Raw genomic sequence first — 21,782 nt, 5'->3', positions numbered from 1 at the left:
GTGCCTTCTGCCTTGACAATTTCAACCTGGCAGACGTCATACGGTTTCAGCTCGTCGATTGAGAAGCTGACCTTCGAGACAATCAGCCACTGGTGGAACTGATCGCCGCACAGCTCCGCGATCAAGGCGCGGTCCTCGTCGCTGACGTTGACCAGCACTTCCGCCTCTAATGACTTGCCAATGACCTTCTCCGCGCGGGCTTCTTCCAACGCTTTAAAGATATCGGAACGGATCTGCATCAGCCGGCCGATCTTGGCCTTTAAGGCTTCGGCGTCCGCAATGTTAAACGGTTCCGCAAACCGGCCCAGATGAATGCTTTCTTCCTCACCCTTAAAGAAATCGTTGACCTCCTCCGCAGTATGGACAAGAATCGGCGCCCACAGCCGGACTAAAACGTTGACTGCGTGATACAGCACAGTCTGAACCTGACGTCGGCGCGGGGAGTCCTTCTTCTCGATATACAGGATATCCTTGGTGAAATCGAGATAATAAGCCGAGAATTCATTCGTCATCAAATTTGTCAGCAGCGTTGTAACGTCGGAGAAGCGATATTCCTGATAGGCCAGCTGGCATTTCGCGTTAACCTCGTCGAGCAGCGCCAGCATGTACTGATCAAGCTTCGGCAGCTCGCTGACCGCAACGAGGTCGGCTTTTGTGAAGTCATCTTCGTTGTTGATATTTGCCAGTAAGAAGCGGAACGTATTTCTGACCTTGCGGTAGTTCTCACTGATCTGCTTCAGAATTTCCTCGGACATGCTGCAGTCGGCCTGGTAATCGACGCTGGCTGCCCACAAACGCAGGATATCAGCGCCGTATTTCTTCGTGATTTCACCCGGCGCAACAGCGTTCCACTGCGACTTGCTCATCTTGACGCCCTTGCCGTCCATGACAAAGCCATGGCTTAACACCTGCTTGTACGGCGCCTGTCCATGCACGGCGGTGCCGACGATCAGCGACGAGTTGAACCAGCCGCGGTACTGGTCGCTGCCTTCAAAGTACAGGTCGGCCGGATAGCCCAGGCCGCGTTCGATCATCGCGCCGGTATGCGAGGAACCGGAGTCAAACCAGACGTCCATCGTGTCGGTTTCCTTTGTGAATTCACCGTTCGGGGATGCCGGATTGGTGTAGCCTTCCGGAAGCAGCTCCTTCGCGTCCTTCTCAAACCAGATATTGCTTCCATGCTCGCGGAACAGATCGGCGACATGTTCAAAGACTGCCTTTTCCATGATCGGCGTACCGTCTTCATTATAGAAGATCGGAATTGGAACGCCCCAGGCGCGCTGGCGGGAAATGCACCAGTCGCCGCGGTCGGCGATCATGTTGTGCATACGCTGCTGGCCCCACTTCGGAATCCAGTCAACGTTGTCGATCTGCTGAAGCAGCTCGGTGCGGATCTTGTCGATCGAAGCGAACCACTGCGTCGTGGCACGGAAAATGATCGGTTTTTTCGTCCGCCAGTCATGCGGGTAGGAGTGGGTGATCCATTCCAGCTTCAGCAGCGCGCCCAACTCGTCCAGGCGATTGGCAACGGTCTTGTTGGCGTCATCGACGTACTGGCCCTTCAGCCAGTCCCCGGCGTCCTCCATCATGCAGCCGTGCTCATCAACGTTGCAGTAAGCCGGCAGGCCGTATTTCTGACCGACAAAGAAGTCGTCCGCACCGAAGCCCGGAGCCGTATGAACACAACCGGTGCCGGCGTCGGCGGTGACGTGATCGCCCAGGATGACTAACGACTCACGGTCGTAGAGCGGATGCTGGCAGGTGATCATCTCCAGCTCTCGGCCCTTGAAGGTCTTGATAATGTCTTTCTTTTCCAATCCGAACTTGGCCCACAGCGTGTCGACCAGTTCTTCCAATACGATCAGCTTGCCCTTTTCGCTGTCCACTAACGCGTAGGTCAGCTCCGGATTCAGACAGATCGCCAGGTTGGCCGGGATCGTCCACGGCGTCGTCGTCCAGATCACAAACGAAGTCTCGTTATCGAGGAGACCTTTGCCGTCCTTCACCGCAAACTTGACGAAGATCGTCGGCGACTTGATGTCCTTGTATTCGATTTCCGCTTCCGCTAAGGCCGATTCGCTGGATGGGGACCAGTAGACTGGCTTTAAGCCCTTGTAGATCAGACCGTCCATCGCCATCTGACCGAAGATCTGGATCTGATGTGCTTCAAATTCCTTCTTTAATGTGATGTAAGGGTGATCGTAATCACCGACCACGCCCAACGCCAGGAAACCAGCCTTCTGCCGTTCAACCTGTTCCAGAGCATAATCGTAACAAAGCTTGCGGAATGCCGACAGCTCCATCTTCTTGCGGTCGTAGCCCAGCTTGGTGATCGCCGTTTCAATCGGCAGACCGTGGGTATCCCAGCCCGGGATGTACGGCACCTTGTAGCCGGCCATGTAATGCGAGCGCACAATGACATCCTTTAAAATCTTGTTTAACGCGTGGCCCAGATGGATGTCGCCGTTGGCATACGGCGGCCCGTCATGCAGCACGAACGCTTCGCAGCCCTCGCGCTTCGCCAGCATTTTTTCGTAGATGTCCTGTTCTTTCCAGCGGGTCTGATAGCCGGGTTCTTTCGTCGGCAGCTTGCCTCTCATCTCGAACTTCGTATTCGGCATCAGCAGTGTGTTTTTGTAATCCATGTCCTCTACCTCCTCAACAATAAAAAAGCGCCCTTAGAAAAGGACGCAGTTCTGCGCGGTACCACCTTTGTTCACCCTTCCGCCCTCAGGGGAAGAATGCGCTTCTCTCATAACGCCGAGCCGCGGTCTTTCCTACTCATTTCAAAAAGACAGCTCGCAGGTGATGTCCTGTCCACCCGGGGTTCTGCGTTTCACCAACCCGCAGACTCTCTGCACTCCCGTTGCCGTGGAACCGGCGCGTCCTGCATCAAAGCTTTTCCTGATTCAGCCATTCCGATTTCGGAACCGGCGGAATTTCAAACTGATCCAGCATCCCCATCAGCGAGGACAGCTGTTCCTGCATATCGCCCTTCATCTCCGTCGCCTCCGACGCGATGCGCGAGAGGTCGTTCAGGATGATCCGGGCGGTCGTCAAGGCTTCGCTTACGATCGCGTCCGCGTTGTTCTGCGCGGTTTCGATGATCGTGTTGGCTTCCTTGAGGGCCAGGCGCGCGATATCGTCGGCCGCCTTTTCCTTCACAGTCAGTTCGCTGACCAACGTTTGATAACGCTGACGGATCACCGCCAGCTGTTCGTTGGCGGATTGGATCTGACGGCTGGTCAGATCCAGCTGTTTTTTCAGAGAATCAATTTCCCGGACATACCGGTCAACCGCGTCGTCGACGGCAAAGCGGTCGTATCCGTTTTTCATCACTCGGAATTTCGGCGTTCCCGGTTCCAAAGAAATCCCTCCTTTTAAACATACTGTTCAAATTCAGCGACGATCCGGTCGCTGCGGGTCTGACCGCGCTGGCCTTTCAGCACAAAACGCCCGTACCCGCGCACGGAAATCGTGTCTTCATTATGACACAGAAAGTCGCATTCATCAAGAATTTTGTGATTCACCGACACTCTCTGCGCCCGGATCAAATCCTGCGCCTTCGCCCGTGACATCCGGCATAATCCCGCGATCACGCAGTCCAGCCGCAGCGCCGTGACGATCACCGTCAGCGCCTGCTTCTTTACGACCGGCTCATACATCATCGACGAGCGTTCCAGACGGATCGACAGCTTATGAATCCGCGTCAGATTCATACAAACGTAATCCGCCAGCTCTTCGCTGGTATAGATCACAATCCGGCCCGGCTCAACCCACAGATCCCCAAATTGCGAGCGGTCGAGATCCAGGTTCATCAGCGCGCCTAAAACATCGGGATGCTTTACCTGCACAAATTTATCCGAAATCCGCGCGGTCAAACAGACGATGTCGCTGACGCACGCGTCTTCCTCCGGAGCCAGGATCAGCTTTTTCCGCTCCGCCTCCGCACAGCCGCCGTCCCAGCGGTACGCCAGATCCCACGGCAGAAACGGTTTTAGCGCTTCCTGTTGGGAAGGCGAAAGAAAACAGGAGCGCACCGGCTTGCGGCGCGTCCTGCACTGATCAATCCAGTCTTCCAGCCGGGCCTGCAGCGCGGCTTCGTCCGACTCCGAAAAATGCGGGGTCCGCACTATTCTTCATTGCTGTCCAGGGTGATTTCCCCATGAACGGCAATGGACTTCGGCGTGCACAAAATGACGTTGTGGCCGATCTTCTGAATCGTTCCGTCCAGCGCGAACACAACGCCCGTTAAAAAGTCGATCGTGCGCTGCGCGTATTCCCGCTGCAGCCGGTGCAGATTGACAACGGCGGCGCGTCTTTCCTTCAAATGCTTCGCGACTTCCTCGGCTTCGTCAAACGAACGCGGCTCAAACAAAACCATTTTCGTATCCGAAGCGAGCTTGGTTACGCCTTTCGTCTGCGGCTGTTCATATTTGACGGGAACGGCGATCTCGTCTTCTTCTACTTCCAGTTCTTCCTCATCGTAATCATCGTCGACCGGAGCGATGAAATTCTTCATTTTATCTAATACTCCCATGGTTTGCACCTTCCTTTAGTTCTCGTTCATTATATCATAAATCTGCGCAAGGGAATACCGAGTTCACAGAAATGAAAGGATTTCAACCGCCTTTTTCACACGAATTTTAGCGAAAAAGAACGAAATTCCGGCTTCTGTTTTCCAAAGCTTTCCAGCCGTTTACTCCTTCCCCTTGCCGCTCTTGGTCCGCGGATGGATCAGGATCACATCTTCACCGACGCTGACGACCTGATCCAGGCAGACGATGATCCGCGCCGGCGGAAATAAAAACGCGAACAACGAACGAAGCCAGCCGGTATTCCTGCCGACGAGAAACGATTGAACCTGGTAGTTGGTCAGCGATACGTCCAAATCTTCGACGCGGCCGATCAGGGTGCCGTCCTGAACATTGACGACCTGTTTGTCCTGCAGTTCACTGAATTTCATAGTTATCACCTGTTTTCAGTGTATGCCGCCGGCGGATTTTTGTGCAAACGATCGAATCGACTCTAAAAAAATCGAAAAGGGTCAGAAATTCTTTTTCAGACATTGCAGCGCGCTTTTTTCCAGGCGCGACACCTGGGCCTGGGAAATTCCCAGTTCAGAGGCGATTTCTGTCTGCGTCTGGCCTTGATAGTAGCGCTTGTTGATAATCTGGGCTTCCTTATCGCTCAAATGCTTCATGCTTTCCTTCAGTGCGATCAGACTGGAAAGCTTGCCGATCTCATCGTGATCATCCTTGATCTGATCCAGCAGGTACAACGTGTCGCCGTCGTCGTTGTAGATCGGCTCAAAGATGCTGACGACGCTCTGCAGCGATTCCAGACTTTCGGCGATCTCTTTTTCCTTGACGCCCATGATCTCCGCCAGTTCCGCCAGCGAAGGCTCACGCTGATTCGCATGGATGAACGCTTCTTTTTCCTTCAATACCTTGTATGCCAGATCCTTCAGATGCCGCGAGACCCGGATCATCTGGTTGTCCCGCAGATAACGCTTGATCTCGCCGATGATCATCGGGACGGCGTAGGTTGAAAAGCGGACTTCATGGGAAAGATCGAAATTATCAATCGCCTTGATCAGTCCGATGCAGCCGATCTGAAACAAATCGTCCATGTTTTCCGTGCGGTGCGCAAAGCGCTGGACGATCGACAGAACAAGCTTGAGATTGCCGTTGATCAGCTTCTCCTTGGCTGACAAATCGCCGTTTTGCAGCTGAACGAACAGCTCCGTCATCTGCTGACTCTTTAAAACCGGCAGCGTCGCCGTGTTGACGCCGCAGATCTCTACTTTATATTTACCCATTGACCCGGACCCTCCTGATGTGCGTAATGGAAGTTTTCCCGGCCCGCAGAGGAATATTCCCGCATTCCTCTGGCACTCTTTGGAAGAAAAGGGATGGTCATCCGGTCTGAAATTCGGTACAATAGATTCCAGAATGAGATCAGGAGGGACATCATGGGTTTTACAATCAGACAGGCGCAGCCGGAAGACTGCGCGACGATCGGCCGGTTCATCCGGCTGATTGCGGAATATGAAAAAATGAGCGATGAGGTCGTCTGGGACGACGCCACCCTTTACGACCAGCTGTTCGTCGAACGCCGGGCGGAAGTACTGTTAGGTGAGGAGGACGGTCAGGTCGTTGGCTTTGCATTGTATTTCCACAACTTCTCAACGTTTGTCGGCCGGAAAGGATTGTATCTGGAAGATTTGTACGTCCTGCAGGAAAAACGCGGCCGCGGCTACGGCAAAGCGTTCTTCAAACGGCTGGCGGAAATCGCCGTCGAGCGCCGCTGTGGCCGGATGGAATGGGTATGCCTCAACTGGAACGCTCCGTCGATCGCCTTTTATCAAAATCTGGGCGCAGAAGGCCTGACGGAATGGACGACCTGGCGGCTAAGCGAAGACAAGATCCGTCAGCTGGCTGGATTGTAAGCTGCGAAGTTTCATGATTTAAAATCATGGAGCATTATGAAAGCGGCCTGGCTGCCGGAAACATAGAAAAAAGAACAGAACTTTGATTTCAGAGTTCCGTTCTTTTTTTGATTTCCGGTTCAAGGTCGAAGCTGCGGCAAAGCTCGCCGCAGCCGGACTTCTTAGCGGCTAAGATCGATCCGCTCGACCTGCAGCTTCTGATCCTTAATTGTCAATATCATCATCGTCAGCTCCAGATTAAACCGCTTTCGCCCGCAGCTGCCGGGATTCAGCCAGCGCACCGTTTTAAGCTGCTCGTCGCAAAACTGGTGGGAATGACCGAAAATTTTCAGATCAGCCCGCACGCAATCCAGCGAACGTCGGCTGTGCGCCATCGCAATATGCAGCCCTCCGCAGTCAAACTCGTCGATAGTAGGCAGCCGTTCAAAAAAAGGATCTTCGTCATTGTTGCCCTGCACGCCGCGCAGCGGTTTCAGCGCGTTCAGCGCTTCCCAGATTTCCGGTTCGCAGAAATCGCCCGCATGCCAGATTGCATCGCAAGTTTTTAACAGTTCGATTACCTGCGGACGCAGGACGTTGTGCGTATCCGAGATCAAACCTATCCGCATTGCCGCTCATCCTCCCTCGTGTCCCTTATTATACGCCAAACCCCAAAAAAACCGCAGCGAATCCGGCCTTATTTGCGGATTTCTGCGGTTTTTTACCATTTATTCGACGGCGGTTTCCTTCGCCTTGTTCGCCTTGATGACCTTCAGGCGGGAGAATTCCTCACGGTCTTTTTCTTCCAGCGATTCTGTGATGAATTTCACGGTCGCTTCCAGATTCGGAATACTGATATTCTTCAGCGCGTTGGCCCGCTTCTGCGTCTTGCGGATCGCATTAGCCAGCCGGTACACGCTGTTGTCGACCTCCGCCAGGATGATCGTCAGCTCCTTGACGCGGTGAAACTGCAGGTACGCTTCATCGACACGGGAGTTCGTGCCTTCAAAGCCATACTCCATTTTCGTTTCCGACGGTTCGATGCTGACGGACGGCACCTCAACGCCCATGACTGAGCGGTAGGTGACATGCACGCCGGTTTCGACATGCACGCTGGCGGCGATATCGGAGATAATGCCGGTTGAGACGTTGGCCTGCTGCAGAAGATAATACGCCGTCGCATAGCTCTGGGTAATCTCGTCACGCAGCATTTTAACTTTATCGACTAACTGCATCATTTCGCGGATCAGCACGTTCCGTTTGCGGTCCAGCAGATCATAGCCCATCCGGGCCAGCGCCAGCGACTTTTTGGACGCGATCAGGTTGCCCTTGGTCGGGAATACCTTGTTTTCCATAAGCCTACTCCTGACCGCTTAGATTCAGCATCCGCGCGGCCCGCTTCGGATCGTAATTTCCCTTGATGACTTCCGGATCCAGACGATCCAGCGCTTCGATCGGCAGCGTGGACAACAGCGCCCAGCCCAGATCCAGCGTTTCGTTGATCGAACGCTTGGAATCAAAGCCCTGACCGACGAAGACCTTCTCAAACAGCCGGCCGAACGCCATGTATTTCTTATCCATATCCGACAGCTCATCCTCGCCGATAACCGAAGCCAGCGAGCGCGCGTCCTGCACCTTGGCATAGCAGGCGAACAGCTGGTTGGACACGTCGGCATGATCCTTGCGGGTATAGCCTTCGCCGATGCCGTCTTTCATCAGACGGGACAAGGAAGCCAACACGCCGATCGGCGGATAAATCCCGGTCTGATGCAGCGAGCGGTCCAGTACGATCTGGCCCTCGGTGATATAGCCCGTTAAGTCCGGAATCGGATGGGTGATGTCGTCGTTGGGCATCGTCAGGATCGGAATCTGCGTGACTGAGCCTTCCACGCCCTCGACAATCCCCGCTCTTTCATACAGCGAAGCCAGATCGGAGTACAGATATCCCGGATATCCCTTACGGCCCGGAATCTCGCCCTTGGAACTGGACACTTCACGCAGCGCCTCACAATATGAGGTCATATCCGTTAAGATGACCAGAATGTGCATGTTCTTTTCAAACGCCAGATACTCCGCGGCCGTCAAAGCACAGCGCGGGGTCAGCGTCCGTTCGATAATCGGATCGTTGGACAGATTGATGAACATGACGACCTTTTCCATGACGCCGGTTTCCTCAAAGCTGCGCTTGAAGTAATCGGCGACGTCGTTCTTGACGCCCATCGCGCCGAACACGATGCCGAAGTTCTTCCCATCACCCTCGGCCAGCTGCGCCTGCCGGACGATCTGAACGGCCAGCTTGTCATGCGGCATACCGGAGCCGGAAAAAATCGGCAGCTTCTGCCCGCGGATCAGCGTGTTTAAACCGTCAATCGCAGAAATTCCGGTGTTGATATAATTGCGCGGATATTTCCGGGCAACGGGATTGAGCGGCTGACCGTTGATATCCAGACGCTTCTCCGCGTACACCTCGCCCAAACCGTCGATCGGCTCGCCCGCGCCGTTGAAGATCCGGCCCAGAATTTCCTGGGACACCGCCAGCTCCATCGGATGACCTAACAGACGGGTCTTGTTGTTGATTTTGGATAATCCGGTCGTGCCTTCAAACACCTGAATGATCGCGCGTCGGCCCTCGATCTGGACGACACGGCCGCTGCGCACGGAGCCGTCGGTCAGCTCAATTTCAACCATTTCTTCATTGCTGACGTCCTCGACGTTGTCCAGGGCAACAAGAGAACCGTTGATTTCATTCAAACCCATTAATTGAACGCTCATCTGTTTTCTCCTCCTATTCCACCTGGGCCAGAGCCTGATCGATCATCTCAAAATAACCGTCCAGAAGCTCCAGCTGATCATTCGGCACGTCGTATTTAATCTTGACGACCTTGTCGATAATTCCGGTCTTGGCAATCAGCGATACCGGAATCCGCCTGGCCACCAGCTTTTTGGCCTGTGCGTTGAGATACGAGATAATCTTCAGCATCTTGAACTGCTTCTCAAACGGCACGTAGGTATCGGCTGGATGGTAAGCATTCTGCTGCAGATAGCCGACGCGGATCACTTTGGCGATTTCCATCGTCAGCTTCTGATCTTCCGGCAGCACGTCGGAGCCGATCAGCTTGACGATTTCCATCAGCTGATTCTCTTCATGCAGGATCGCCTGAATTTCCTGACGCAGCGCGTTGAATTCATGGTCGACGTTCTTGTCGTACCAGCGTGCCAGATCGTCCAGATATTCGGAATAGCTGTCGTTCCAGTTGATCGCCGGATAGTGACGGGCATATGCCAGCGACTTATCCAGCGCCCAGAAGCAGCGCACAAACCGCTTGGTATTCTGGGTGACCGGCTCGGAGAAGTCCGCGCCCTGCGGCGAGACTGCGCCGATAATCGTGACGGAACCCTCGGCTCCGTTTAAGGTTTCGATATAGCCCGCACGTTCATAGAACTGCGAGATCCGCGACGGCAGATACGCCGGGAAGCCTTCTTCCGCCGGCATTTCTTCCAGACGTCCAGAAATTTCACGCAGCGCTTCCGCCCACCGGCTGGTGGAGTCGGCCATGATCGCGACGTGATAGCCCATATCGCGGTAATATTCCGCCAGCGTGATGCCGGTGTAAATGCTCGCTTCACGCGCCGCGACCGGCATGTTGGACGTATTGGCGATCAAGACTGTCCGCGCCAGCAGCGGCTTGTTGCTTTTCGGGTCGATCAGGTCCGTGAATTCCTCCAGAACCTGAGTCATTTCGTTACCGCGCTCGCCGCAGCCGACATACACGATGATGTCGGCGTCGCACCATTTCGCCAGCTGATGCTGGGTCATCGTCTTGCCCGAGCCAAACCCGCCCGGAATGGCGGCTGCGCCGCCCTTGGCGATCGGGAACAGCGTGTCGATGACGCGCTGACCGGTGATCAGCGGACGGGTGATCGGCTTGCGATAGCCGACCGGCCGCGGATTGCGGATCGGCCATTTCTGAGTGAGCGTCAGCGCATGTTCTTCGCCCTGATCGTCACGGATCCGCACGATCTCGTCGTTGATATGAAATTGACCGTTTTCAGCGACGAAAATGACCTCGCCTTCCGGAAGCATCGGACTGAGCATGCAGCGATGCTCGATCAGCTCGGTTTCCGGGCAGGTCGCGTAGATCTGTCCCGGACGCAAACGGTCGTGCAGCTTGACCTGCATCGTCACGTCCCACAGTTTTTCTTCATCCAGCGGGGAAACCGTCGTTCCGGCGGCAATGAACGCGCCTTCGGTTTCCATCAGCTCTTTTAACGGACGTTCGATGCCGTCGAAGATATTTTTCAGAATTCCCGGCCCCAGCGTCGCAGACAACAGAGATCCGGAAGGCCGAACCGGTTCGCCCGGTTTCAGACCCGTGGTGGATTCGTACACCTGAATCGTCGTGTACTGTTCATCAATGCCGATGACTTCCCCCATCATTTCCTTATTGCCGACAAAGACCATCTCCTGCATGGAAAAGTCTTTGGAATCCTTGACGGTGACAACCGGTCCGTTGATTGAATAGATCAAATTGTTATTCAATGTCTTCACCTCGGTTTTTGTCGTATTACAATGTGAATCCGGAATTGTTCTGGAACCACTCTTTCTGATTTCTTAATGCGTTGTCCAGCGTTTCGTCGATCTCAAAGCCCTCTGACGGACACATAAAGCGCCATCCGCCAAATTCCAGATACGCTGTTTCCACCGACTGAGAAAAGCCCTTGCGCTTTAAGATTTCGCGCATCAGCGCTTCGTCCTGTTCGCGCACGATGAACGTTCCGGCCTTGCCGGCGATCTTCGCGTGCTTATCCAGCTTCTTTTCGAGTAAATCCGCGTAAGCGGAGGAAGCCACGAACGCTTTCAGCTCGTCAGCCACGTGGTCAAACAGTTCCGCGGCCATCGCCTGGCGCTGCGCCAGCAGATCCCGCTTGATTTTCAGCTTGGCTTGGGAGGTCTTCGTGGCTTGCAGCAGCTCCAGCTCGCTGATTTCTTTTTCTTCGTAGTGCCCGGTTTCCTTATGCAGCGATTCCGTGAAGAAATGAATCTCCTCGTCCTGCAGCTGCTGCACCTCAGAATGAATCTGATCGGTAACCAAGCCGGCCTGATCCTGAATGTCCTCCAGGATAGCCGTGAGCGCTTCTGTCTTCTCTGCCATTGTTTTCACCTCACAATTTGATGCCGATCGCTTCGCTGATGTAGCGGTCGATCGTTTCTCCGATTTTGGCTGACCCGTGACGATCTGGAATTTCGACCAGCAGCGGCTTGGACAGCCGCAGCTTGTAATCGGATACCACGTCCGGGCAGGTGTTGACGATTTTCGTCGTCATTAACACGATCGCGATCTCGGGGTTTTCAATCGCTTTGTTCAAAGCGGCCAGCACCTCGTCCCGTTCGTGGACCACGACGCCTTCGACCCCGGCTAAGCGCATGCCCATCTGGGTATCAATATTGTCACTGATCAAATAAAGTTTCATGACAATCCCCGATCTTACAGCTTATTGATGATCAGGATGGAAATCAGCAGACCGTAGATCGCAACACCTTCGCCCAACGCGACGAAGATGATCGCCTTACCAAAGTTTTCCGAATTCTCCGAGATCGCTCCGATCGCTGCCGGAGCCGCGGAAGCCACCGCCCAGCCGGCGCCGATTGCCGAACAGCCCGTCGCCAGCGCCGCTGCAATAAAGCCCATCCCCTGAGCTAAAGTGCCGGTGATGGAATTGGCGGCCGCCGTACCTTCCGCCAGCGCATGGACGCCGCCGAACTGGAACAGGACAGCTAAGACGAAGACGCCGCCGAAGACGCAGATCTGCGCGATCAGCTTGGTTTTCAGGTTTTCAGCGGAAGCGCCCTTTTTGTAGATGAAGAACAGCGGAGCGATCACCAGGATCACGGCGATCAAAGGCAGCAGCATTTCAAGTAATGTTAACATGGTTTATTTTCCTCCTTATGCATTTTCCGATGAGATCATCGTAAATTTCTTCCCGTTGCCGACAAAGTAGCGGCTGAACATTTCATAATATTCCAGACGCAATGTCTGAATGCCGACGATCAGACCTTCTAAGCCCATGACAAACAAGTTGCCCAGCACGAAGACGACCGGTCCGGCGTTGCCGGTCATTTTGACCAGCGTCATGACGACGAGCATCATGCCGGCATGGCTCAGAACGAAGCCGCCGACACGCAGGTAAGACAGGGAATTGGTGACGAAGCTCAGGATGATTTCCAGCACTTCAAACACTTCTTCCAGCACGAAGTTGCCCCAGCCCTGATGCGGCGTCAGCCCCTCGCCCTTCATTAAGCCGTTTAACGGTTCCTTCATGAAGAACAGGACGACCGGCACGCCGATGAACAAAATCATGAGCGGCTTGCTTCCCGGATTAAACGGCAGCATATCCGGCATGAACATGCCGATCAAAAACAGAATGATATAGCCGTAGAAAATAAATCCGGCCACGCCGTTCTGCGAGAACAGCGCTTCCGCCATCTCTTTGCGCTTGATATTCAGATAGATATTGATGATCATCGTCATCAGGATCAGCACTGCGCCGATCGCAACCGCGCCGATCAATAACGGCATCGTCGCGCTGGCGTCCATGACCTCAAACAGCTTCTCGCGAACGCCGAACAGGCTCTGATGCACTGGATTGAGCAGTGTTTCCACGCCGAAGACTGATCCGAACAGGAAGCCGAAGATCATCGACGTCAATCCCGCCCGGCCGACGATGCCGGCCAGCCGGTTATGCTTGATTTTTTCCAGCAGCAGACCGCCGATCAGAAGCAGCGCGCCCTGACCGAGATCGCCGAACATGATGCCGAACAACAGGCAGAACGTGACGGCCACAAACGGCGTCGGATCCAGGTCATGATAATTCGGCAGACCATACATCTCGACGAACATCTCGAACGGACGGAACAGCCAGACGTTGTGCAGCATCGTCGGCGGCACCAGCTGCGGCGCCGTTTCCGGTTCAGCCAGATCAACGCGGACATTCAGCCCGTCAAACAGCCGGACAAACTGATCCGCTGTTTTTGCCGGCACAAAGCCAGCCAGCTGATAGTCGTCCTGCACCTGCACGACATAGCGGTACAGCTTACGGATTTCGCTGGTATACGCACAATAGGAATAAACCTCCGTCAGCTTTTCCTTATACTGTTCCAGGATTTTCTTTCCGTCGATGCGTGGAATTGGAATTTCCTCAATGAACAGGCTTTCCATACATTTTCTGACTTCTTTAACGAAGGTGTTGGACGTCGCATACAGGATCCAGACGTACTGGCCGCTTTTATGCAGCTCCTCAACGACGAAGTTCTTCTTTTCGATCAGGCTCAGCTTTTTGAAGCTTTCCGCCGGCAGACGGCCCATTCCGAACGAAATATACTGGCACTCATGCATCGCCTCAAATCCATAGCTCCGCACTTTTTCCAAAGCGATTTCATCGTTGCCCGTCAAGGTCATCAGCTCGTGCGTATCCGCGATCATCGCAAACTGCTCGTTGACTTCCTTGATAAACGCTTCAATTTCCGCTTCTTCATAGCTGCGGCTGACCGGTCCGGCTTTCAGCTCGAAACCGACGCTATGGCCAATATTTTTCAGCTGGTTCAGGTATTCGTTGTAGACATTTTCGTCCTGCAGCGCCTTGCCGCCGTTCTCATCGTTGATCAGATGCGCCGCCGGTTCCGGATGGAACTGAGCGCAGGATACGCAGCGTTTCAGCACGTCCTGAAACTGATCGGCTCCGGCATGCACCGTCGCCAGCTTCATTTTTACGATTGACATAAGCTCCCCCTTTCTTCTTAATAAATCAACAGCCGGTTAATCTTATCGGCCGGGATTCCATAGCGGACACCCTCGATAATATCAACGACGTTTTGAATTTCCGTTTCCGACAATACCAGATACGCGATCAGCACGATGTCCGGATTGGTCGAAAACATCATGTGCCGCTTGTTCAGGTTATAATTGATCGACTGCGCGTGATATTCAATGTACGCGAAGTTGGAGGAATCCAGATAGTTGTGATAGGCGGAACGGGCCAGCCGTTCCATGAATTCCTCAGCGTTGCAGTGATCGATCATATCCTCCAATTCCCGCTTCGGTATCCGCAGGTAAACCGGATTGATGACTTTTTTGATCTGCGCGGGCGTCGCGTTGAAATACCGTTTGGAACGATAGATCCGCGTGATGTTGTCCAATTCGATCTGGGTCAGGAAAATCTCCCGGATCTCCTTTTTCACCTTGCCGCTGAACTCCTGATCGACGATCTTCATGACCTGATCATAGAAATACTTCTGCAGGACGCTTTCGCAGGCCGTATAATCAAACTCCTCCATGTCCGTCACGGAGAATGGACGGATCAGATCGGCATACGGCGTTTTATCCAGCACTTCCAGCAGCGCATTGAAATCGCGCACCTGAGCCAGCGCCCGGATATCGAACGACGTACTCTTTTCGATATACAGCGGCAGCTCGCCGATCATCTTGTAGTTGTCCTCATCATTAAAGGCGCGGATGCAGGCCATGATCTGCTCAACCTCGCTCATCATGATGCCGTAGCGATAAAACTTATCCCCACTGGTACTGGCATACCGTAAAAGCCGGGACAGCCGGGTTCCCAGATCGCGCCGGATCAGCATTTCCAGCTGACCGCGGTGCAGCCCGGTTTCACTGTATCCTTCCAGCGCTTCCCGAAACAGCGTTTCGTTTTTAAGATAAGAAGCGATTTCCGGAATTGATTTCTTCTGCAGCAGCTGCTGGTAATCCGAAGCCGTCAGCCGTTTTCCAAACATCGCCTTGGCTTTGGTCGCCATTGCTGCATTCGATGCGGTTCCCATGGCACCCCTCCTTTTTAACTAGGTCGTATGCTGGACGTTCAAATTTCCAGGCAACGGCGAACCAGTTCTTTCTGCCATTCCTCTTTTTTCTCCAGATAATGAGCCTGAAGCCGCTTCAGCTCCTGCTCATATTCCTTCAAATTCTCGGATTCCACCTGGCTGATCTGATAATCCAGCTCGGCTTTTTTTGCGTCGACCCGCTGATGAACTTCTTTCCACGCGTCTTCGCTGATCTGCTTTTCCGTATCGGCAATTTTCCGCTTCAGCTCAAATTTCATCCGATGCGCTTCTTCTACCGCTTTTCGCGTCTTCTGATCCGCTTGAATCAGATCCAGGATCTCAGATTCCATAGCACGACCTCCCTCCTTGTTTAAAGCACGCCACTTAGTATATTCCTTTCAAAATCAATTTTCAATCATGGAAAAAATGAAACCTTTAATTTTACTGCATTGACTAAAAATCGTACCAATGTTGCGAATGATATCCTTAAAAATTTGGAATGAAATATGACAATTTTGTGAAATTAGTTTCATCTTTCGTGCGGGATTTGATATAATAGCCCCCGAGGTAGCGTATGAAAAAAAATCTTAAATCTTTATTGAGCTTCACTTTGGCGGCGTTGATTTTCAGCGCCGGGTGCGCCTTTTTTTCTGACAATCCGTTATTGATGTTTATCGACGTTCTGTCGATCCTCAGTCTGGTTCTGCTTGTCGTGGGACTGGTGGAGTTTTTGATTCACGGTGGTTATTTTGATTTTCTGTCCTATTCGTTTTCGTCGGCGAAGAACCTGTTGATGCGCCATCCCGAAACGCAGCCGCAGCGGTATTTCGATTACGCGCAGAAACAGAAAGCACGGCGGAAAGACAGCGGACACTTCGTGTTAAAGCTGGCCGGCCTGCTTCTGACGTTGAGTATTTTATTAACGATCTTCTATGAAGTGATCTGAATGAGAAGGGAATCGATTCATCGTCATTTTGAACGCCTTTGAATTTTTTTGCATTTCTTTTCATTTAGGACTCGATTTTTTGAAAAGAATTTTGTATAATAAGAAGGCACACGGAGAAATACCCAAGTGGCCGAAGGGACCAGTTTCGAAAACTGGCAGAGGTGAAAGCCTGCGGGGGTTCGACTCCCTCTTTCTCCGCCATATGTAAATAAAGCTCTCATTCGAGAGCTTTTTTCGTATTTTCCCAAACGCGGGTCCCCGCAGGCGGCAGCGCGATCAGGGATCCTTGAAGCGGATCATGGCAAAAAAAGAGATTTCCTGCCAACTTTCCTTTACCAAGTTTCGAGCCTGACTTATAGTTTCAATCGCCGGATTTAACTGAAATTTCATCAGAAGATCAAGCACTCTTCTGGTTGCGGCGGCAGTCTTGAAACCGAAGCATAACCCGTAATGTGATCTGTCCCTTGGCAACAAACTTTCTTCTTTACTTTTACCTGTAAAAAAGGACATGGCTTCCCACATCCTTTTATAAAAAATGAAGACTACGCTAACAAGACGGCGCGCAGCGCATTGAGGAAAAACTCCGGCTGGTCGATCATCGTATTATGTCCGGCATTCGGAATCAGGATCAGCTGCTTCCGCGGCGCTTCGATCCCCGCGAAGTATTCCTGCGCGATCGGATACGGCGTCTGCCAGTCCTGATCGCCTAACAAATAGTACACTGGGACTTCGTAATGCCGATCCAGTGCTTCCAGATCAAAGCTCATCAGTTCCTGAAGCAACGGCAGCTGCAGCTTGAAATCAAGGTTGAAGTAGACTGAGAACTCGCCAGGGTTGACATCGGGCGCCACCAGCATTTGCCACAGAGCTTTCAGCGAGATTGGAGCAGCGAGATGATATTTCCGCTGCAGCCTGCGCACGGCCATCATTTTATCCATCATTTCCTGATCAAATTGCGTTTGGGGATACGGCGTCAGTGCCAACAGCCGTTGGACGTCGTGATCCGCTCCGGCGATCCGCGCTTTCTGCAGCACTTTCTGATAGCCGGTTTCTTCGTTGCGCCGCATACTGACGACCTGACCGACGCCGACGTAAGCTTTCACGCGGTCAGGATACTTGCGAACAAACATCGTGCCCAGCACGCTGCCCCAGGAATGACCGAGAATGAAAATCTTATCCTGATGATATTGCGCACGCAGCACATCGCAGATCTCACGCGTGTCCTCGATCAGCTGATCCAGCGTCAGCGAAGAAGCCAGCTCCTCCTTCTGATCGGCGTTGATCTGCAGCGTCTTGCCGCACAGCCGCTGATCCCAATTCACCACCGTGAAATACTTTTCCCATTCGCGCTGATACAGATAGCGCGTCGGCATCGCGGATTCGCCCGGCCCGCCGTGCAGAACTAACAGCACCGGATTTTCATCGTTCTCCGTGCGGTGCACCAGATACTGTTGAATCCCATTGATCATCCGGTATTCCTTCAGCTCAAACCCGGCGTCTTGATCAAAACGCTGCTTTCGCTGATTAGCCTTGCGCTGCACGGCATACGCCGTTCCCACCGCAGCGGCGGCGCCGAAAGTTGTCAGTAAACATTTCGTACTGAGTTTCATGTATGAAGTCCTCCTTTACTGGATTACCCGTTCCACGCTGACCACGCTGTTCACCTTTTTCAGATTGGCGATCAGCGTTTTTAAATGATCGTAATCATCGACCAGCAGCATGATTTTTGTCGATACCGTCAATTCTTCCTGATTGACGGAGGAATTGATATTCTGCAGCGATGCCTTGCATTGCGAGATGACCGTCATCAAATCAGTTAACAGGAAATTGCGGTCGTGGCTGTAAATCTGAATCGTCGCTTCATATTTGCGCGGTTCGCGGCGGTCGTCCCATTCCACGTCGATCAGCCGCGATTTCTCGTTGGCGACGTTCGGACAATCCCGGCGGTGAACCTTGACGCCGTTGCCCTTGGAGATATAACCGACGATTTCATCGCCCGGGATCGGGCTGCAGCAGCCGGCCAGCGAAATCATCATCGACTCGATGCCCGGCACGATAATCCCGGATTTGCTCGGCGCTTTGCGGGCTGGAGAAAACGACCGGCTGACCGTTTCATTATCCAGAATGATCGGTTTTTTCTGATTTGTCAGCTTTTCAATGACGCTGATCACCGAGATCGACTTCACGGCGATCCCGTACATCAGATCGGTATAGGAGCCGACCTGAAACGCCGTCAGAATGCTTTCAATCTTTTTCCGTTCAAAATAATCCTTTTCCGGATAGCCGCGTTTTTTCAGCTCGTCGCGGATGATCTGTTCGCCCCGTTCGATAAACTCCTGTTTCTTCTCGACTTCCTTCTTCTGCAGAAAGCCGCGGATCTTGTTTTTCGCATGGTTGGTCTTGACAAATTTCAGCCAGTCCTCGCTTGGGCCCGCGGACTGCTTGGACGTCTTGATCTGCACGACGTCGCCGGTCTTTAACGGCGTGTTCAGCGGCACCAGCGTTTCGTTAACCATCGCGCCGACGGTGGAATGGCCGACCTCGGTATGCACACGGTAGGCGAAGTCAATCGGCGTGGAGCCGTTAGGCAGCTCGATGACCCGCCCTTTCGGCGTCATGACATAGACGTTCGCCTCAAAGATATCCTTCTGCAGCGTATCCATGTATTCGTTGGGATCATCGCTGAGATCGCCGGTCAGCGCCGACAGATCACGGAACCACGACAGCTTCTGTTCGATTTCACGCTGTTCCTTATGCGGATCATACTTCGTGCCTTCCTTGTAGCGCCAGTGCGCCGCAATGCCCATCTCGGCGATACTGTCCATCTCCTCGGTGCGGATCTGAATCTCAAAAATGCGCCCTTCATCGCCGACGATCGTCGTGTGCAGCGACTGGTACATGTTCGATTTCGGCACCGCGATATAGTCCTTCAAGCGACCGGGAATCGGGCGGTAAGCGGCGTGGATATAGCCGAGGATTTCATAACAGTTCAGCTTGGTCTGAGTAACGATCCGGATCGCTAACAAATCGAGGATTTCCTCAAACCGTTTGTTCTTCGTCTTCATCTTTTTGTAGATGCTGTAAAGATGCTTACTGCGGCCGAAAATCCGGAATTCGATGTTTTTTTCCTGCAGCATTTCAGAAATGTCGCGGATCATGTGCTTGACCTGCTCGTCCCGCATCGCCTTTTTCTCTTCGACCAGATGTGCGATCTCATAGTATTTCTCGCGGTCGAGATAGTAAAAGCTGAGATCCTCCAATTCGTTTTTGATCTCGCTGATACCTAAGCGGTGGGCGATCGGCGCGTAGACCTGCAGCGTTTCCGCCGCGATCTTCTGCTGCTTTTGCGGCGGCATGTACTGCAGCGTGCGCATGTTGTGCAGCCGGTCGACCAGCTTGATCACGATTACGCGGATATCGTTGGCCATCGCGATAAAGATCTTACGATGATTCGCCGCCTGATATTCCTTCTCGTCCTTAAATTTCAGATTGCCGATCTTGGTGACCCCTTCCACCAGCATCGTGATTTCCTCGTCGAAATCCGCGCTCATCTGCTCGGCCGAAACGCCGCAGTCCTCCAGCACGTCGTGCAGAAGCCCCGCGCAGATCGTCCGCGGTCCGACCTTCATCGTCGCCAGGATATAACCCACCTGGGCGGCGTGGATCATATACGGTTCCCCGCTGCGGCGGAATTGCCCCTGATGGTGTTCCTGCGCATAGCGGTACGCCCTTTCGATCAGAGCCAGGCTGTCCGGCTCCTGGATGTAGGTCTTCACCTCATTCATCAGCTCATCCAGCGTGATCATCGTATTCCCTTTATCCACAACCCATTCCCCCTTTTTTGAGAAAAACCGAAGAGAATCCTCTTCGGCTTATTCGTAGGACATCAACGTAAAGACTTCGTAGCCCGCCAGCGCCTCGCGCCCTTTCAAGCCTTCCAGCTCGATCAGAAACGCACAGCCGACAACCACGCCGCCCAGTTCTTCGATCATTTTAATCGTGGCCTGAACGGTGCCGCCGGTCGCCAAGAGATCGTCGACGATCAGCACTTTCTGCCCCGGCTTGATCGCGTCCTTGTGCATGTGCAGTTCGTTGGATCCATATTCCAGATCGTAGCGGTAGCTGATCGTTTCACGCGGCAGCTTGCCCGGCTTGCGGACCGGCACAAAGCCGATATGCAGATTCGCGGCCACCGGACAGCCGAAGATGAAGCCGCGGGATTCTGGCCCTGCGATCACTTCCGCGCCGACCTGTTCGGCAAACTTCTGAATTTCTGATGTCGCCGCGTGGAACGCTTCGCCGTTGCTCATCAGCGGCGTAATATCGCGGAACAGCACGCCCGGCTGCGGGAAATCAGGAATTGAAGCAATATATTTTTTAAAGTCCATGGATGGATGCCTCCTATAATACCGTTATTATAACAAATTTTTATCAAATTGAACTGTTTTATTCAACAGTTTCCACAAGAATCGAGCACTTTTCCCGCCCGCGGAAGCGGTTGATCTGCAGCTGACCGATCCAGCTGACCGGATGCGGATTGTCCAGTTCCCGGTTAAAGCTGATCGCGTCGATCAGATCGACGCCGTTGGTCGTCTGCCATTTAGGATAAACTTCTTTCATTTTGGCGTATTGCAGAATCGTCAGCCCGCTGACCTCAAAGGTCACCGGCTCAAACTGCTGCCCAAACGGAGCCAACTGATCCAGCTCATGCAGCGCCGTCAGATTGATTTCCTGAGCGCTGACCGGCAATACCTGCAGCGTCGGCTCCTGCAGCGCTAAATTCAGCGTTTTCATTTTAGCCAGGATCGCCTGCCTCAACGGTTCCAGCTGATCCGCCGCGACTTCGATGCCGGCTGCCTGAGCATGGCCGCCAAACTGGATCAGATACCCGCGCAGATCCTCAAAGAAGGTCTGGATATCCAAACCCGGTACGCTGCGCACCGAACCTTTGTAGCCCTGAGCGCTGGGCGCCAGCACCAGCGTCGGCCGATGCGTTTCGTTCATGATCCGGCCCGCGACCAGACCGACGATGCCTTCGTGGAATTCCCCGTCCGCAATCACATGGAAAGGATCCTCAGGATGCATCTGTTCCATCGCCGTTTTGGTCATCTTGTCGCTCATCTGGCGGCGCTTCTGATTAATCTGGCGGATCTGCGCCGCCGCGGATTCGATCTGTGCCGGATCTTCCAGCAGCAGATAGCGCACGATGTTGTTGATATTGCACAGCTCGGCCAGCCGGCCAGCAGCGTTGAGCTTCGGCACGATCTGGTAGGCGACTTCTTTCTCCGTCCACAGCTCGCATTTCTTTTCATTGAGCGCTTCGATCGCCGTAAACTGGCGTTCGTTAAGATATTTCAGTCCCAGCCGCACCAGAATCCGGTTTTCTTCCCACAGCGGCATCATATCGGCAATCGTCGCGATCGCCGCCAGCATGATCGGACGTTTGCGCGGACCCGTCATCGCCATCGACAGCTGCAGCGCCACCCCGGCTCCGCAGCAATACTGCCATGGCCTGCCCATCCGCGACGGGTGCAGCAGCGTCAGACATTCAGGCTCCTGCTGGATTACGTGAT

At 53.4% G+C, this 21,782-nt stretch carries 22 protein-coding genes and 1 tRNA gene; 3 read left to right on the top strand and 20 right to left on the bottom strand.

Translation table 11 applies throughout. The features are described 5' to 3' along the window. From ileS to sigG, 6 genes are all read right to left on the bottom strand, one after another. Nucleotides 1–2,645 (bottom strand): isoleucine--tRNA ligase (gene ileS, locus AC5OW4_RS08570; protein WP_493676875.1); only part of this gene is annotated, 2,645 nt, incomplete at its 3' end. Nucleotides 2,646–2,892: 247 nt separating this feature from the next. Further along, nucleotides 2,893–3,366, bottom strand: coding sequence for a DivIVA domain-containing protein (locus AC5OW4_RS08565; protein ID WP_050767002.1), 474 nt, complete (start codon nt 3,364–3,366; stop codon nt 2,893–2,895). Between the two features lie 14 nt (nt 3,367–3,380). Continuing rightward, complete coding sequence (locus AC5OW4_RS08560) at nt 3,381–4,133, bottom strand: YlmH family RNA-binding protein (RefSeq protein WP_117892852.1); 753 nt, start codon at nt 4,131–4,133, stop codon at nt 3,381–3,383. Continuing rightward, a complete protein-coding gene (locus tag AC5OW4_RS08555) occupies nt 4,133–4,540 on the bottom strand; it encodes a cell division protein SepF (RefSeq protein ID WP_117892855.1) in 408 nt (135 codons plus the stop codon). Before AC5OW4_RS08555 ends, AC5OW4_RS08560 begins: the two co-directional genes overlap by 1 nt. Nucleotides 4,541–4,699: 159 nt before the next feature. Next, on the bottom strand, nt 4,700–4,966 hold the full coding sequence (locus tag AC5OW4_RS08550) for a YlmC/YmxH family sporulation protein (RefSeq protein WP_072683576.1): 267 nt from the start codon (nt 4,964–4,966) through the stop codon (nt 4,700–4,702). A gap of 81 nt (nt 4,967–5,047) precedes the next feature. Further along, entirely contained in the window at nt 5,048–5,821 is a 774-nt protein-coding gene (sigG, locus tag AC5OW4_RS08545; protein WP_072683577.1) for an RNA polymerase sporulation sigma factor SigG, read from the bottom strand. Between the two features lie 153 nt (nt 5,822–5,974). Between sigG and AC5OW4_RS08540 the strand changes: the two genes are divergently transcribed. Beyond that, complete coding sequence (locus AC5OW4_RS08540) at nt 5,975–6,451, top strand: GNAT family N-acetyltransferase (RefSeq protein WP_072683578.1); 477 nt, start codon at nt 5,975–5,977, stop codon at nt 6,449–6,451. 161 nt (nt 6,452–6,612) lie between these two features. On the opposite strand, the gene AC5OW4_RS08535 is transcribed toward AC5OW4_RS08540, so the two are convergent. The 10 genes from AC5OW4_RS08535 to AC5OW4_RS08490 all read right to left on the bottom strand — a co-directional run bounded on the left by AC5OW4_RS08535 (nt 6,613) and on the right by AC5OW4_RS08490 (nt 15,613). Further along, nucleotides 6,613–7,059, bottom strand: coding sequence for a metallophosphoesterase family protein (locus tag AC5OW4_RS08535; RefSeq protein ID WP_072683579.1), 447 nt, complete (start codon nt 7,057–7,059; stop codon nt 6,613–6,615). Nucleotides 7,060–7,158: 99 nt separating this feature from the next. Then, nucleotides 7,159–7,785: a V-type ATP synthase subunit D gene (locus AC5OW4_RS08530; protein ID WP_006060818.1), complete on the bottom strand. Its 627-nt coding sequence runs from the start codon at nt 7,783–7,785 to the stop codon at nt 7,159–7,161. A gap of 4 nt (nt 7,786–7,789) precedes the next feature. Continuing rightward, a complete protein-coding gene (locus AC5OW4_RS08525; RefSeq protein ID WP_072683580.1) occupies nt 7,790–9,202 on the bottom strand; it encodes a V-type ATP synthase subunit B in 1,413 nt (470 codons plus the stop codon). Between the two features lie 13 nt (nt 9,203–9,215). Beyond that, a complete protein-coding gene (locus AC5OW4_RS08520) occupies nt 9,216–10,970 on the bottom strand; it encodes a V-type ATP synthase subunit A (RefSeq protein WP_072683581.1) in 1,755 nt (584 codons plus the stop codon). A 25-nt stretch (nt 10,971–10,995) separates the two neighbouring features. After that, on the bottom strand, nt 10,996–11,583 hold the full coding sequence (locus AC5OW4_RS08515) for a V-type ATP synthase subunit E (RefSeq protein WP_072683582.1): 588 nt from the start codon (nt 11,581–11,583) through the stop codon (nt 10,996–10,998). Nucleotides 11,584–11,593: 10 nt separating this feature from the next. Continuing rightward, complete coding sequence (locus AC5OW4_RS08510) at nt 11,594–11,902, bottom strand: V-type ATP synthase subunit F (RefSeq protein WP_072683583.1); 309 nt, start codon at nt 11,900–11,902, stop codon at nt 11,594–11,596. Between the two features lie 14 nt (nt 11,903–11,916). Continuing rightward, nucleotides 11,917–12,360, bottom strand: a complete 444-nt coding sequence (locus AC5OW4_RS08505; RefSeq protein ID WP_006060813.1) for an ATP synthase subunit C — start codon at nt 12,358–12,360, stop codon at nt 11,917–11,919. Nucleotides 12,361–12,375: 15 nt separating this feature from the next. Next, on the bottom strand, nt 12,376–14,208 hold the full coding sequence (locus tag AC5OW4_RS08500; protein WP_072683584.1) for a V-type ATP synthase subunit I: 1,833 nt from the start codon (nt 14,206–14,208) through the stop codon (nt 12,376–12,378). A gap of 17 nt (nt 14,209–14,225) precedes the next feature. Next, nucleotides 14,226–15,263, bottom strand: coding sequence for a V0D/AC39 family V-type ATPase subunit (locus tag AC5OW4_RS08495; protein ID WP_072683585.1), 1,038 nt, complete (start codon nt 15,261–15,263; stop codon nt 14,226–14,228). Between the two features lie 38 nt (nt 15,264–15,301). Next, nucleotides 15,302–15,613, bottom strand: a complete 312-nt coding sequence (locus AC5OW4_RS08490) for a hypothetical protein (protein WP_072683586.1) — start codon at nt 15,611–15,613, stop codon at nt 15,302–15,304. A 224-nt stretch (nt 15,614–15,837) separates the two neighbouring features. On the opposite strand from AC5OW4_RS08490, the gene AC5OW4_RS08485 reads away from it, so the two are divergent. Further along, nucleotides 15,838–16,209: a DUF3899 domain-containing protein gene (locus AC5OW4_RS08485; RefSeq protein ID WP_072683587.1), complete on the top strand. Its 372-nt coding sequence runs from the start codon at nt 15,838–15,840 to the stop codon at nt 16,207–16,209. Nucleotides 16,210–16,321: 112 nt separating this feature from the next. Further along, nucleotides 16,322–16,410, top strand: a tRNA-Ser gene (locus tag AC5OW4_RS08480). A 341-nt stretch (nt 16,411–16,751) separates the two neighbouring features. Here the strand turns inward: AC5OW4_RS08480 and AC5OW4_RS08475 are convergent. The 4 genes from AC5OW4_RS08475 to AC5OW4_RS08460 all read right to left on the bottom strand — a co-directional run. Next, nucleotides 16,752–17,819 (bottom strand): alpha/beta fold hydrolase, encoded by a 1,068-nt coding sequence (locus tag AC5OW4_RS08475; RefSeq protein ID WP_083538426.1) that lies wholly within the window; start codon nt 17,817–17,819, stop codon nt 16,752–16,754. A gap of 15 nt (nt 17,820–17,834) precedes the next feature. Continuing rightward, entirely contained in the window at nt 17,835–20,015 is a 2,181-nt protein-coding gene (locus AC5OW4_RS08470) for a RelA/SpoT family protein (protein WP_072683643.1), read from the bottom strand. Nucleotides 20,016–20,081: 66 nt separating this feature from the next. Next, nucleotides 20,082–20,597 carry an adenine phosphoribosyltransferase gene (locus AC5OW4_RS08465; RefSeq protein ID WP_072683589.1) on the bottom strand — a complete coding sequence of 172 codons (516 nt, stop codon included), beginning with the start codon at nt 20,595–20,597 and terminating at the stop codon, nt 20,082–20,084. 58 nt (nt 20,598–20,655) lie between these two features. Next, nucleotides 20,656–21,782: DHHA1 domain-containing protein (locus tag AC5OW4_RS08460; RefSeq protein WP_493676874.1), on the bottom strand; the 1,127-nt coding region annotated here is incomplete at its 5' end.

It is taken from the genome of Holdemania sp., assembly GCF_986127675.1.
This window is presented reverse-complemented; position numbering and strand designations above follow the sequence as displayed.